A 13,573-nucleotide genomic window follows, 5' to 3' on the forward strand; every position below is an offset into this window, starting at 1 on the left:
TAGGAGATTAAATGGATTCGTCCGCTTTCGCATTTTTATCTAACAGCCATTATTCAACTAGATCGGACATCCCTTAATAATCGAATAGTGTGTCACCTCCTCTTTCATCTTTTCCTAGGTCTGCATAAGTATTATGAAGGTTGACACAATGTCAAAGTCAATAAAGCGCTTACATTTTTGTTATAGGAATACCTAGTAAAATATACTGTATCTCTTGATTCTCTTCCAACACATTGGCAACTACAATCCCAATAATATCACCAGTCACCTGTAAATTGTGATCCTCCATATATTGAAAAGGTTCATTAAGTAAAAATTTCTTTAAACTATTAGACTTACTGGCCTCGTCAATAGTTAACGGTAGCTTGGCCATAGTGAGCAGAGATTTGCGTTTATCATATTTTTCCGTATATTCATTATGTGCTATCTGATATTTTTCTAAATGGACGCTCTTTATGGCCCAACCTGCATTTAAAATGATATGGTCTCTTTCAACGTCTTCCTTTCGTATTAAGTAAATCCTTTGTACCTCAGGTGATACATTCAAAAATTTTTGTACAGTTACTAGTCTATTAGGTTCTTTTAAAATCTTATCCCCACTTTGATAAAGTACATATGACAAATCAACGCAATCTCTGATATAGCAATGGTTTAAGCCATTCGCCTTTTTCATTAGAACCAAATCATCTTTTAATCTATGTCTTAAATTTTTTAAATAGCTAATCTTATTGTCAAAATCCTCTATTTTCCTCTCAAATGCAGTTATTAACCCTGGCAATTCACTGCTCTTCATCTCGTCTATTTCAGGAAGTGTAAAATCATACTTCCGCAATAACTTTAGGTTCATTAACATGATAATATCTTCTTCATGATAATATCGGTAGTTACTAGTTTCAGATCGTTTCGAAGTAATATAGCCCATTTTTTCGTATCTTCGGATTGTGTTAGTGGAAAAGTTAAGTAAAGCCGCTACCTCACTAATCTTGTATTTCATAACAACCTCTCCTCAAAGTTTAGTGTATACTTCTTCACATCTATTTCCATCTTTTAGTGTGTTTTCTGTACGATTCGATACCACTGTTGCTCCACACTAAGGAATCTTTAGTAAACCTGCTAGCAAGTATTTTCTTGATTACTTGATGTTCTCGTCTTCAAACAAATTGCTTGCTTCGTGCTCTTTGGATAGTTTCTTAGTTTTTCTGCGTACTCTTGAATCTTGACCTTCTCCTTCAGGTTCAACTTGATCTTTCTCGGATTTAGATTATGTTTGAACTCTCGGGAGGTGGTCAAAGTCTTTTGAGGTCGAGTCTCCATTTACCCGGGAGTAGAACTTTATCTGTGAAAACGGAGCGATATTTAAGCATATGTAAGTCACATGTTTCTAAAGAGAGACAGCTCTCAACGTGGACTGAAGAGCGCTTCCTCTTCTCATGACTTTTAATGGCCAGGACGATCTTACCATCTCTGTCGGTGCCTGACAGCGGATTTCGGGAATTTTCTTTTGCAACTCCCTTACTATAAAGGTTTCAAAGTAAGTTGATTACACCTAATATTCAGTTCATTATTGACAGCGCTTTCAAACGTGGGTATTTTAAAATTACAACGTTGTTAACACAAACCACTTTTTATATCCACTATTTAACTCCATTCTACTTCAATCGCAGCAAACTTATCCAAAAAACATGCCTGGCAATTTAATTTATCTGGAGGTGTTTGACCGAACTTACTTTGTCTAAAACTTATCTAAAATTATATAAGGAGGCGTTACTAAATGAAACAACCGCGCTTTGTCAAAAACATAGCAATGATTGCTATCTTTTTAATGTTATTTTCTAATATGAATCTGACAGTGTTCGCACAAACTTTCAACAATCCACTTGGAGATGGATGGAGCTTTGAAGCTTTTGGCTCTAACACAAGTGACGGCAAAAACACGGCACCTACTGATAATGGGGACGGATCCCTTACAATCCTTGCTGAGGGCGGAAAAATTGCAAGCAATGAAATTGGTATATCCTTTCAGTCTTTAGAACTTAATGCCTCAGATAACTTTGAAATCACAACAACAGTGTCAGCCGACTCCTATAGTCCTGACAAACAGCGTGGTTTCGGTCTGATGATACTTGATCAAACAGGTGAAGATAAAGATGGGAAAAACCGTCACAATTACATTGCTGTGGGGGCCCTTGATGGGGATCTTCGAGGGTATTACAGTAAAGGCGGGCTTACCAAGTTAGACGTTTTTCCAAATAGCGTAAGTCCCGCGACTGGAGAATCTTATAACTTATCTATCAGAAAATCAGGAGATACATTCGTTGTTACCTCCAATGGGGAACGTGAGACATTCAAACTTGAGGATGCCTTTTCGGGGGATATCTGAGTGGGATTGTTTGTAGCTCGTAATGGTCAAATTACATTTTCAAACACCACAATTGATGTCTCTGATGTAGTTACTGATGAACTTCAAGCAAACAAGGATGATATAAAAACTGAGTATCTGGGGGACAAAGAGCTTAGGCTGGAAGGATTAGAAGCTACTGCTGTTAATGGAGACCATTCAGAGCCTCCCGTTGCCAAGACACGTGTTACTGGATATCCTCGAACAACATATACCGTTGGGGATGCGTTTAATGCAGATGGTCTGGAAGTATCTAAAATATATGACAACGGAGACCAGGAAGTCCTAAACTCAGATGCTTATGAACTTGATACAAGTAATTTCAATCATTCAATCGCAGGTGTCTATACAATTGGTGTAAACCCAACTGACAGCTCAATCGACGGCACTTCGTTTGATGTAACTGTACGGGAAGAAGCAGAAATAGTTTGGAACGAAATCCGATTCGGCCATTCTACGGGTGATGATACAAACTATATTGAATATCTTGATAACGGAGGCATTCGAGTCGTTGCAGAGGGGACAAGTGCCGGCAAAATTACTGGTGATCATGATGGGATTACCTTCTATTACACCGAAATTGATGCTAAGAAAGATAACTTTACACTTTCTGCTGATATCAAAGTGAACGAATATGCAAAAGTTTCCCATGATGGTCAAGAATCTTTTGGTATTATGGCCCGTGATGCGATTGGTGAAAATGGAAACAGTGGTGTATTTGCTTCCAATATTGCTGCTATCGGAGGATTTAGCGGTGGCACAAAAGAAATGAATGGTACACAACTGTTTATCCGAACCGGGGTAGAATCTTCAGATGGAACTGGGAGTCAAGGGATTCAAAAAACGATGCTTAAAGCTGAGCGACCATCAATTGATAACACTCATCCTGCTGAAGACTATCGTTTAACGCTCTCGAAAACAAACAGTGGTTATACTGGACAATTAAATAATGGGGATGAAGCGGTTTTCTTTGAACCAGAGATTTTAGATGTCCAGGATGGCAAGATTTACGTAGGTTTCTATACTGCAAGGTTAGCAGATATTGAAGTTCATCATATCGACTTGGATATAACAGCATCTGCTACTGATGCACCAAGGGTATATCCTCCTGCTGAACCTGCTGAACCTGTTGAGCCAAACTTCAGCATTGTATCCCGCGACAAAACTTCTGAAGCGAAATATGATTTACTATTGAAATCAAATGTTGACGGAGTCCTAACAGTTAAAGCTGGCCAGGAAGTAATTGCTGGCAATTTAAATATAACCGAAGGGGAAATTGTCAAGGTGCCTGCTACACTTAAAGAAAATGCTGACACAAACTTTCGTGTGACATTCTTGCCAGGCGACACCCAATATTTAACTTCTTACGATAAGATAGTGAAGAACTTTACCGTATCGATGAAAACTTTTAGAGATGGTGAAGATATCCATGTCTCTCCTGATGGCACAAGGACTGGAGATGGCGCATTAGCAAATCCACTTGACCTAGATACTGCCATTGAATACGTGCAACCTGGACAACGAATTATCGTTGCTGACGGTAATTATGTAAGAGATTCTAAACTGGAAATTTCTAAATATAACGATGGTACAGAAAGCTCGAGAAAGTATCTTGTCGCTGCTAACGGCGCACGTCCTGTTATCGACTTTGATAAACGCTCAGAAGGTGTCATATTAAGTGGTAACTACTGGCATGTAAAAGGAATTGATGTTGCACGATCTGCAGCTAACACAAAAGGTTTTGTGGTTGGCGGACACCACAATATTGTAGAAAACAGCAGATTCTATGAAAATGGTGACACTGGTTTGCAAATTAGTAGAACAGACGGTGATGCTCCCCGTGAAGAATGGCCGTCTAACAACCTTATTTTAAACAGTGAATCCTTTGATAATGCAGACCCTGCCCACAATAACGCAGATGGATTTGCAGCTAAGCTGACATCTGGAGAAGGAAACATTTTCCGTGGCTGCATCTCGCACCATAACATAGATGATGGCTGGGATCTTTACACTAAAGTTGGAAGCGGAGCGATCGGGGCCGTTACCATTGAGGATAGTATTGCTTATGATAACGGCACATTAACAGATGGTACGGTTGGTGATGGCGATAAGAATGGATTTAAGCTAGGTGGCGAAGGTGTCCATGTCCCACATATTATTCGAAACAGTATAGCATTTAATAACGGGGCAACTGGTTTCACCGGCAATAGTAATCCAGGAATAATCACAGAGGGCATCATCTCATACAACAATGGAAAAAACATTGACTTTTCTACGTACTCTGGAATTGAAGAAGACTTTAAGTTAAGTGGCGTTGTTTCCTACCACAGTGGAGTTAATGCTACTGATACCTATCCTAAGGACGCTCTATCAGACGATAACTACTTCTTTAATGGCAAGGAATCTGTGAACGCATCTTCAGATGTCATTACAGATGAGAACTTTGTAAGTTTAGATCCAGAACTTCCGTATGAACGTGATGAAGATGTAGAAGGCTTAGAATCAAATATAATCTGGGGGGATTTCCTGCAATATCTCCCAACTATAACAGCTGAGCTGGCGGTGCGCCCGGCTACATTAAAACTCAACGAAAATAAAAACAGCAAGGCAGTTTTAACATCTTATCTGGTATTTGCTGACGAAACTGTTTTAGAGAATATCGACTTTGCCAGCCTTCTTTTAAATGGAAAAGTCGTTCCAGCTGAACATCAAAAGAAAGATCCTGTCGTTGACTTTAACAATGATGGTATAGCTGCATACAAAATCGTATTTCCACGACAGCAGCTGTTAAGCACTCTGGAAAAAGGAGAGCAGAGGGTGACAGTTACCGGAACATTAACAACAGGGCAAAAATTTAGAGCAACAGGCATAGTTACAGTAAAATAATTCAAAAAGGATGGTGCTTTCTCCGTTAAGCAGAACACTCTTGATGAAGAAAACCTAAATGAACAGGCAAAAGGCATACCTCACTGGTATGTCTTTTTTGCTACTGCTGAATTTTGGTGTTGACACTTTCTGAGATCCGCTAACAGGATTAGATGGCGATAAGCTTTGGGATAATGAAAATAAGCATGATAAAGCTCTGGTTCGTCCTTTTCAATCTCCTTTTGTTTTTTCCCTTTCCATGAGCCCAGTGACGTTTCTCTGAATATATGATCTATTACCAGCTGGAGCCTGCGCGGTCCCAGTACGGTTTTGCAGTCTCTTCTGTTCGCTTGCTCGGGCTGATGTAAACCTGATTGAATTCAATATCCCGCAAACGCTCCCCATGAGCGCGGGCGTTGTATTGTCTAAGTTCTGTTAAATCAGAATCCTGCCAGTCCTGCATCCGTTTTTCAGTTCCATTGAGCCTGTCCGTGCCTGGCAATATATAAATGCAGCATGATTCCCCTCCTCTGATCTTAGAAAATCCCCCAAATATTTTGTTAATTTTGCACTTTTTCGAGAATGAATTTTGCCCTTTTTTCGGCTATACTGATAACACTCAATTGACAGGAGGGTTTGAAATGAGTCATGAAATGTTCTTAAAACGGGCTGTCGACCTTGCACTAGATGGAGTGAACGCAGGAGTTGGCGGGCCTTTCGGTGCTGTTATTGTAAAAGACGGTGCCATTATTGCCGAGGGGCGGAACAATGTCACAACAAGCAATGACCCGACTGCCCACGCGGAAGTGACAGCTATTCGATACGCCTGCGAGGCGCTTGAAACACACCAGCTCGATGACTGCATTTTGTATACGAGCTGCGAGCCATGCCCCATGTGCTTGGGTGCCATCTACTGGGCGCGGCCGAAAGCCGTTTACTTTGCAGCGAAACATACAGACGCTGCTGAAGCCGGATTTGATGATTCATTCATTTATCAAGAAATTGATAAGCCTGCTGAAGAAAGAACGATTCCCTTTTATCAAGTGACTCTGAAGGGACATTTATCCCCGTTTCAGGCATGGCGGAACTTTGCCAATAAGAAAAAATATTAAAGGATCAGGCATGTGCGGCCTGATCCTTTGTTAATTCGCTGAGAAGCCGCTGTGCCCGTGCGCACTTCGGGTTTTCTTTCAGCGCTTTTTGCAAATACAAAACCGCAGTCAAATGCTGATTCATTTCAGCATGACAGACACCGAGCCAGCAGCTTGATCTAAAATTGGCCGCACCCTTTACCTGTATGTACTGATGATTTTCATGATTGGTTTGCAGGCAAGCTTCAAACGCCGTGATCGCATCTCTGACTTTTTTAAGCTGATACAAGATTATTCCTTTGTAATAGTGAAGCGTACAGTAGTCGGGATAATGCCTCAGCGCTTCATTGATATCGCGTTCCGCTTCTTCGTACCGTTCTGCGTCAATGAATAATTTAACCTTTACATAATAGCTAGCAGGCGGCGGGATTTGCTTTTTTCTTTTACATTCGTTGATACAGTCCATTGCCAGCCGGATCGCTTTATCAGCTTCGTATCCTCTCTCATACTCAACTGCTTTCTGACAAATGAGAAACGGGTCAGTGAAGGGTTTATGCGATTTTGCATTCAATAAACTGATGTTGCGTTGATGCTTTTGCTTTGCCTCCTGCTCTAAATAGCCGTAATGGTGAATGGTACATGGAAGCGAGAAAGTGCTGCTTGCGTCTTCTCCCTCAGGCCTTTCGCCAATACTTCCTGTAAACGTGATGTGTCGCTGATTCCGGATCAGCCTGATCTGACTTTGTTCAAACGCTTCATTTTCATTCCATTGCTTCCCTGTATAGCTTACAACCTTCACGCAACCAAGAGGCGGCAAGCTGTCAGTCAGCAGCGAAAGCAATAGGGCGCCCGTATCCGGGTCTAGTTCTTCATCAGCATCCAAGATTAATATCCACTCTCCTTCGGCATACTGCAAGCTTGCATTTCTCGCCTGCGAAAAGTCCTGTTCCCATCTATGATGATACACTCGGGCATGAAAGCTTGTGCAAATGTCTTCCGTACGATCGTTTGATCCAGTATCAACCACAATGATTTCATCAGCAATATGCTCCACACTCTCTAAACAGCGGGCGATATGGCGTTCTTCATTTTTCACAATCATACATACTGACAGCTTTGGCCTTTTCATGTGCTCACCTTTTCTCTCGTCTGAATTTACCTATACTACATGTATTCACACTTTGAATAGATCATGCCCGCCCCGCATGCTTCTGCACAAAAAAACATCCTGAGAACCCTCAGGATGCCGGTCATTATTTTAATTCTAATTTGACATCAATATTTCCTCTGGTTGCCTTTGAATAAGGACAGAAATCATGAGCAGCATTGACAAGCTCTTGCGCCTTGTCGCGATCCAAATCTTTCGTATTCACAACAAGTGTGACGCCGATTTTAAACCCGTCGTCGCTCTCATCCTTCATGAGGCTGACTTGTCCTTCAATTTCGGAATCAATCTCGATATTTTGTTCTTTGGCCACGTGTTCGAGCGCGCCGCCGAAGCATGCAGCGTATCCTGCCGCAAAGAGCTGTTCCGGGTTTGTGCCGGTTTGTCCTTCTTTTTTTGCATTGGGCATGACAATGTCATAATCAAGTACGCCGTCATCTGATGTAATATGTCCTGCCCGTCCGCCTCGCGCGGTTGCTTTTGCTGTAAATAGTGCCATATGTCTCAACCTCCTTATTTGTATCTAATAGTTATATTTCCCTTTCTGATCTTTTTAAACATGCTATGTTGCCGAGAATAGGAAAAGTGATGTTTTTCAGATACAATAGAATGGAATGTCAGAAAGAGTTGGTGAACAAAATGAAAAATGAATTTGACCATATGAAATTGGAGAATCAGCTATGTTTTTTGCTATATGCGAGTTCGCGTGAAATGACAAAGCAATACAAGCCGCTGCTAGATCAGCTGAATGTGACGTACCCTCAATATTTGGCTTTGCTATTGTTATGGGAACATGAAACACTTACTGTCAAAAAGATGGGCGAGCTGCTGTATTTAGATTCGGGAACGCTCACTCCGATGCTAAAACGAATGGAACAGCAGGGCTTAATTACGAGAAAACGATCTGAAGAGGATGAGCGGTCCGTGTTGATCAGCCTGACAGAGGACGGAGAATTACTAAAAGAAAAAGCGGCTGACATTCCTGGGAAGATTCTGGGACTCTCACATCAGTCCGGAGAGGACCTGAAACAGTTAAAATCCGTTCTATATACATTGCTGGAAATACTTCATCAAAAAAATGAGGATGCCTGATATGGAGGCATCCTCTCTTTCGTTTATTCAGCTACTTCCAGCGTAACATCGATATTTCCGGAGGTTGCTTTTGAATACGGGCAGACGCCGTGCGCTTTTTGCACAAGTGCCTGTAATTCTGCTGCACCGACTCCTTTTCCTTTCACCTGCAGCTTCACACCCAGCTTGTAGCCTTGATCCGCTTCATCCTTTAACAGGCTGACATGCGCTGTCACCTCTGTCTCCACTTTCACTCGTTCTGTTCTTGCTACCAGCTGCAATGCGCTGTCAAAGCAAGCTGCGTAACCTGCGGCAAATAGCTGCTCCGGATTTGTCGCTTTTTCTAATTGATTTGCTCTCGGTGTCCCCGGCATTGCGACATCAAGCTCAAGAACGCGATCTGATGATATCACCTTTCCTTCTCTGCCTCCTACCGCTGAAACAGTTGCAGTAAATAATGCTTGACTCATTTTTCATTCCCCCAATTCATTTTATACAATTAAATTGTACACAACTTAATTTGCAGTGTCAATTTTCGGTGCACAAAAAAAGCTTATCCCGTTAAGAGATAAGCTTTTTCACCGAACTTTCCCCCGCTATTCGCGGATTTGCCCTGTTCCTTTAATGATATATTTAGTAGAAGTCAGTGCAGGAAGCCCCATCGGCCCTCTTGCATGTAGCTTCTGCGTGCTGATGCCGATTTCGGCTCCGTATCCAAATTCAAAGCCGTCGGTAAAACGGGTTGACGCATTATGGTAGACAGCGGCAGCATCGACAGCCGTTTGGAAATAAACTGCGTTCTTGTCATCTTCAGTTAAAATCGCTTCTGAATGATTGGTACCGTATTGTTGGATATGCTTCACAGCTTCTTCGACGTTCGCAACCGTCTTTACGCTGAGGACAGGCGCTAAAAATTCCGTTTCCCAATCTTCTTCGGACGCTTTTTTGCTTGAAGGATGAAGGTCACATACACATTCATCTCCGCGAATGTCAACTCCCGCGTTTTCCAGCTGAGTCAGCAATTCTTTCCCGTGTTTTTCCGCCCACGCCTTGTGAATCAGCAATGATTCAATTGCATTACAGACAGAAGGGCGCTGTGTTTTGGCGTTTACGACAACCTTTTCCGCCATTTGCGGTTTGGCAGTCTCGTCAATGAAAATATGGCAGTTTCCTGCTCCGGTTTCTAACACGGGCACCGTTGATTCTCTCACAACGAGATCGATCAGCTTTTTGCCTCCGCGCGGAATTAATACGTCTAGGCCATCGTTCAGTGTAAAGAGTTCTTTTGCCGTTTCTCTGCTCGTATCCTCAATCAGCTGGACGGCGTCAATTGGAAGCGGAGACTGCTCAAGCGCTCTGTGAATGACATTGACGAGGGCTTTGTTGCTGTGAATGGCTGAGGAGCTCCCCCGCAGGACAACCGCGTTTCCCGTTTTTAAGCAGAGGGTGGCCGCGTCGACTGTTACGTTCGGTCTCGCTTCATAGATCATTCCGACCACACCAAGCGGAACACGGATTTTTTCAATCAGCAGGCCGTTCTCCTTTTCAATCGTTTCAAGAGATTCACCGACTGGATCTGCCAAATCAATTAAAAGCTCAACCGCGTCCGCTATATCAAAAATGCGTTTCTCATCCAATGTCAGGCGATCAATGATATCTGATGTTAAGCCATTGTTCTTTCCATTCTCAATATCTTTCGCATTTTCAGTTAAGAGAAAATCCTTTTCTTGCCGGATCCCGTTTGCGATAAGACTGAGCGCCTCATTTTTTTCAGACGTTGTTTTCATGATCAGTTCCGCTGCTGCTTCATTTGCCAGTCTCGCTTTTACAGAAACTTCACTCATTTTTCCGCCTCCTAGTCTTTTATATTGACCCAGTCATTCCTGTGGATCACCTCAAACGTTTTCTCAAAATCGAGTTCATCACTGCGTTTGCCTTTGGCCGCCATTATCTCCTCGGAGGAGTAATGTGTTTGGCCTTTTCCGATCACGCCGCCCGGCCCCCGAACTTCTACGACCGCCCCTTTTGGAAAGCTTCCATTTACGCCAACTACGCCAGCAGGCAGCAGGCTGCTTCCGTGATGGATCATCGCCTCCTCGGCACCCGCATCAATCACAATTTCTCCTGCGATCGGTGAGTGGAACTGAATCCACTGTCTCGTGTTGTTAACCGAGGATCGTTCTTTGTCACCGATGTAAGTGCCGTCTCCCTTGCCGTCCAAAATATCCGCAAGCTTTTGCTCTCCGCTTCCTGTTCCAATGAACACTTTCACGCCAAGAGACAGAGCGGTTTGTGCGGCTAACAGCTTTGATTTCATACCGCCGGTGCCGACCTTTGATCCGGCTGAACCCGCATACCCCAGCAATTCAGGCGTGATCTCTGGCAAATCATCAAATCGTTTCGCCTCAGGATGTTCATTCGGATTGGCATCATACAGCCCGTTGATGTCAGTGAGAATCATAAGCTGGTCCGCATGAATCAATCCGCTCACTAACGCAGAAAGCATGTCATTATCACCGAATGTCAACTCTTCAACAGATGTAGAGTCGTTTTCATTGATAATCGGAATGACACCGCGCTCCAGTAATTCCATAATCGTTGCGTACGCGTTTCGATACCGTTCTCTTTTCGAAAAATCATTTCTCGTTAAAAGGATCTGCCCCGGAGTCAGTGCGTATTGTTTGAATTGATTCATATATTGCTGCATTAACAGTGTTTGTCCGACCGCGGCCGCCGCCTGTTTTCCTTTAATGGTAACGGGGCGGGACGGATAACCGAGGCTGGAAAACCCCGCCGCTACGGCTCCCGAGGTAATCAGAATCATTTCATGTCCCGCTTTCTTCAACAGTGAAATGGCTTGAACATGCTCTTTGATTTTCGCCTCATCAATGCTTCCGTTGCTATTCGTGAGCGAACTGCTTCCTATTTTCACTACTATTCTTTGTTTTTTCATTTATTCTCCTCCGCGGCTCTTCGCCAGCCAACTTACAATAAAAAAACCCATTTCATCCTGATTCATAAGGACGAAATGGGTTTCCGTGGTACCACCTTGATTGAACGCACTTATGCGCGCTCCGCTTTCCTGTAACGCCAGGTTATGCGCCTAGGTTTTCCCCCTAAGACTCCAAGGCAGGTTCGGCAGGTTTCATGCGGCAAAATGTTTCAGCGGTTCATTTTGCTCTCTGTCACAGAAAGGTCTGCTTACTAATCCTCTTCAACGCTCAATGATTTTTTTATATTATGCAAAGAAAAAAGTCTCTTGTCAAGTTTTTTATCATCAAAAAGAGCCCGCTTGGCGCGGGCCTTTTGCAGTCTAGTTAAAGACGATTGTTTTATTTTCGTGAACGATGACGCGGTCTTCCAAATGCCATTTCACTGCACGGGCAAGCACGCTGCGTTCAATTGTTCTGCCGATGTTTTTCAGCGCTTCCGTATTGTCACGGTGGTCTACGCGCTCAATATCCTGTTCAATGATCGGCCCTTCGTCAAGATCGTTTGTCACATAGTGGGATGTCGCTCCGATCAATTTCACGCCGCGTTCGTAAGCCCGTTTGTACGGATTCGCACCGATAAAAGCAGGCAGGAATGAATGGTGAATATTAATGATGCGATTCGGATGGGCTGAAACAAAGTCAGGGGTTAAGATTTGCATATAGCGCGCAAGAACGATCGTATCAATCTCATATTGCTCAAGCAGTTCAAGCTGCTTTTTTTCGACTTCCGCTCTGATGTCTTTGTTCGCTTTCATATAATGGAATGGGATATTCAGCCGCTCAACCAGTTCCCTCGCTTCCTCATGGTTGCTGATGACAACAGCGATTTCCGCCATAAGGTTGCCGGTTTGCCATTCCCAAATCAGCTCATGCAGGCAGTGAAGCTCCTTTGATACAAAAATGGCGACACGTTTCAGTTCGCTTGCCAATGTTAAGCTCCATGTCATGTCAAATGTTTCTGCAACAGACGCAAACGCCTCCTGCAGTGTTTCTTTTTTCTCACGAATGCCCTCGCAGTTGAATTCGATTCTCAGGAAAAATCGGCCGCCTTCAGGGTCTGTCGTATATTGGTTGGATTCTATAATATTGGCGCCGTGTTCAAATAAAAACGCGGAAACCGCAGAAACGATACCCGGCTGATCAGGACAGCTGACCAAAAGACGCCCTTTGTCCTCATTTCCGTCGCGGAATTCGTTTAACCGCTGAGTCATATATGATTTCATGAATAATCCCTCTTATCTTTGTAAGTCTAAACTATTTATCCATTATACTGAAGATTTGATAAAAATCAATTTATGACAGAATTTTTAAACCAACCGCTGAGCACAAAATCAAAGCGATAAAGAAGATCCGTTTGGCGTCTTTCGGCTCCTTGTAAAAGAGGATGCCGACAAGCGCCCCGCCTGCGGTGCCAATGCCTGTCCAGACAGCGTAAGCCGTGCCCATCGGAATGGTTTCCATTGCATAAGACAGCAAGGAAAATGAAGCGGCAAAACCAACAATGATCAACAGCACCCATTTCATGCTTTTTTCTTTCGCATATTGATTCATAAGGGCCACGCCGGCCATCTCCAAACAGCCCGCGCACAATAAACTGATCCAGTGCAGCATTATGCCTCGCCTCCTTTTTCCTCTGTCTCATCCTGTGTCACAAGCTTCAATCCGATTACACCAAGTAGGAGCACACCGATTAACAAAAGCTTCGGCCATCCAACCGGCTCATGAAACAGAATGATTTCACTCAGCACTGTTCCTGCCGTGCCAAGTCCGGTAAAAACGGCATACACGGTTCCGACAGGCAGACTGTTTGTCGCCTTCATTAAAAGATAAAAACTGACTATGATGCCGACGGCAGTGCCGCTCCATGTTAATGCTGAGTCAGCATGCTTTAAGCCTACCACCCAAACAACCTCGAAAACGGCGGCAAACACGACTAATCCCCATTTCATTTCAAGTCATTCCTTTCTTTCTGGTAAGAATCTCCGAAAAC

Annotated in this window: 13 protein-coding genes and 1 pseudogene; 4 read left to right on the top strand and 10 right to left on the bottom strand. The window is 43.3% G+C overall.

Annotated features, from left to right (window positions below; all coding sequences use genetic code 11):
• Window positions 1-169: 169 nt before the first annotated feature.
• A complete protein-coding gene (locus BV11031_RS11450; protein WP_010330470.1) occupies window positions 170-994 on the bottom strand; it encodes a MerR family transcriptional regulator in 825 nt (274 codons plus the stop codon).
• 777 nt (window positions 995-1,771) lie between these two features.
• Here BV11031_RS11450 and BV11031_RS22945 point away from each other — a divergent pair.
• A complete protein-coding gene (locus tag BV11031_RS22945; RefSeq protein ID WP_041952589.1) occupies window positions 1,772-2,380 on the top strand; it encodes a hypothetical protein in 609 nt (202 codons plus the stop codon).
• The gene (locus BV11031_RS11455) at window positions 2,381-5,284 is read left to right on the top strand and encodes a right-handed parallel beta-helix repeat-containing protein (RefSeq protein ID WP_052331650.1); all 2,904 of its coding nucleotides are present in this window, start codon (window positions 2,381-2,383) and stop codon (window positions 5,282-5,284) included.
• 80 nt (window positions 5,285-5,364) lie between these two features.
• On the opposite strand, the pseudogene BV11031_RS23260 reads toward BV11031_RS11455, so the two are convergent.
• Window positions 5,365-5,726: pseudogene (locus tag BV11031_RS23260) on the bottom strand (histidine phosphatase family protein).
• Window positions 5,727-5,904: 178 nt separating this feature from the next.
• On the opposite strand from BV11031_RS23260, the gene guaD reads away from it, so the two are divergent.
• Complete coding sequence (gene guaD, locus BV11031_RS11465) at window positions 5,905-6,375, top strand: guanine deaminase (RefSeq protein ID WP_010330468.1); 471 nt, start codon at window positions 5,905-5,907, stop codon at window positions 6,373-6,375.
• Between the two features lie 4 nt (window positions 6,376-6,379).
• Here guaD and BV11031_RS11470 read toward each other — a convergent pair whose 3' ends face one another.
• Together BV11031_RS11470 and ohrB are read right to left on the bottom strand one after the other, a co-directional pair.
• A complete protein-coding gene (locus BV11031_RS11470; protein ID WP_010330467.1) occupies window positions 6,380-7,483 on the bottom strand; it encodes a glycosyltransferase in 1,104 nt (367 codons plus the stop codon).
• 124 nt (window positions 7,484-7,607) lie between these two features.
• Window positions 7,608-8,018 carry an organic hydroperoxide resistance protein OhrB gene (ohrB, locus tag BV11031_RS11475; protein ID WP_010330466.1) on the bottom strand — a complete coding sequence of 137 codons (411 nt, stop codon included), beginning with the start codon at window positions 8,016-8,018 and terminating at the stop codon, window positions 7,608-7,610.
• 140 nt (window positions 8,019-8,158) lie between these two features.
• Between ohrB and ohrR the strand changes: the two genes are divergently transcribed.
• Window positions 8,159-8,611 (top strand): organic hydroperoxide resistance transcriptional regulator OhrR, encoded by a 453-nt coding sequence (gene ohrR, locus BV11031_RS11480; RefSeq protein WP_010330465.1) that lies wholly within the window; start codon window positions 8,159-8,161, stop codon window positions 8,609-8,611.
• A 23-nt stretch (window positions 8,612-8,634) separates the two neighbouring features.
• On the opposite strand, the gene BV11031_RS11485 is transcribed toward ohrR, so the two are convergent.
• The 6 genes from BV11031_RS11485 to ykkC form a co-directional block, all read right to left on the bottom strand.
• A complete protein-coding gene (locus BV11031_RS11485) occupies window positions 8,635-9,060 on the bottom strand; it encodes an organic hydroperoxide resistance protein (protein WP_010330464.1) in 426 nt (141 codons plus the stop codon).
• Between the two features lie 126 nt (window positions 9,061-9,186).
• Window positions 9,187-10,434, bottom strand: coding sequence for a glutamate-5-semialdehyde dehydrogenase (gene proA, locus BV11031_RS11490; RefSeq protein ID WP_010330463.1), 1,248 nt, complete (start codon window positions 10,432-10,434; stop codon window positions 9,187-9,189).
• An 11-nt stretch (window positions 10,435-10,445) separates the two neighbouring features.
• Entirely contained in the window at window positions 10,446-11,543 is a 1,098-nt protein-coding gene (gene proB / locus BV11031_RS11495; protein WP_010330462.1) for a glutamate 5-kinase, read from the bottom strand.
• 360 nt (window positions 11,544-11,903) lie between these two features.
• Entirely contained in the window at window positions 11,904-12,806 is a 903-nt protein-coding gene (gene purU / locus BV11031_RS11500) for a formyltetrahydrofolate deformylase (protein ID WP_010330461.1), read from the bottom strand.
• A 70-nt stretch (window positions 12,807-12,876) separates the two neighbouring features.
• A complete protein-coding gene (gene ykkD / locus BV11031_RS11505) occupies window positions 12,877-13,194 on the bottom strand; it encodes a multidrug efflux SMR transporter subunit YkkD (protein ID WP_010330460.1) in 318 nt (105 codons plus the stop codon).
• Window positions 13,194-13,532, bottom strand: a complete 339-nt coding sequence (gene ykkC, locus BV11031_RS11510) for a multidrug efflux SMR transporter subunit YkkC (RefSeq protein WP_010330459.1) — start codon at window positions 13,530-13,532, stop codon at window positions 13,194-13,196. Before ykkC ends, ykkD begins: the two co-directional genes overlap by 1 nt.
• Window positions 13,533-13,573: the final 41 nt, after the last annotated feature.

The organism is Bacillus vallismortis (assembly GCF_004116955.1).
GTDB lineage: Bacteria > Bacillota > Bacilli > Bacillales > Bacillaceae > Bacillus > Bacillus vallismortis.

What these genes read in the sequence shown, in the direction of transcription:
- ohrB (WP_010330466.1), bottom strand. Translation starts at nt 8,018, where the DNA reads ATGGCACTATTTACAGCAAAAGCAACCGCGCGAGGCGGACGGGCAGGA.
- ohrR (WP_010330465.1), top strand. Translation starts at nt 8,159, where the DNA reads ATGAAAAATGAATTTGACCATATGAAATTGGAGAATCAGCTATGTTTT.
- BV11031_RS22945 (WP_041952589.1), top strand. Translation starts at nt 1,772, where the DNA reads ATGAAACAACCGCGCTTTGTCAAAAACATAGCAATGATTGCTATCTTT.
- proB (WP_010330462.1), bottom strand. Translation starts at nt 11,543, where the DNA reads ATGAAAAAACAAAGAATAGTAGTGAAAATAGGAAGCAGTTCGCTCACG.
- ykkC (WP_010330459.1), bottom strand. Translation starts at nt 13,532, where the DNA reads ATGAAATGGGGATTAGTCGTGTTTGCCGCCGTTTTCGAGGTTGTTTGG.
- proA (WP_010330463.1), bottom strand. Translation starts at nt 10,434, where the DNA reads ATGAGTGAAGTTTCTGTAAAAGCGAGACTGGCAAATGAAGCAGCAGCG.
- guaD (WP_010330468.1), top strand. Translation starts at nt 5,905, where the DNA reads ATGAGTCATGAAATGTTCTTAAAACGGGCTGTCGACCTTGCACTAGAT.
- BV11031_RS11485 (WP_010330464.1), bottom strand. Translation starts at nt 9,060, where the DNA reads ATGAGTCAAGCATTATTTACTGCAACTGTTTCAGCGGTAGGAGGCAGA.
- purU (WP_010330461.1), bottom strand. Translation starts at nt 12,806, where the DNA reads ATGAAATCATATATGACTCAGCGGTTAAACGAATTCCGCGACGGAAAT.
- BV11031_RS11470 (WP_010330467.1), bottom strand. Translation starts at nt 7,483, where the DNA reads ATGAAAAGGCCAAAGCTGTCAGTATGTATGATTGTGAAAAATGAAGAA.
- BV11031_RS11450 (WP_010330470.1), bottom strand. Translation starts at nt 994, where the DNA reads ATGAAATACAAGATTAGTGAGGTAGCGGCTTTACTTAACTTTTCCACT.
- ykkD (WP_010330460.1), bottom strand. Translation starts at nt 13,194, where the DNA reads ATGCTGCACTGGATCAGTTTATTGTGCGCGGGCTGTTTGGAGATGGCC.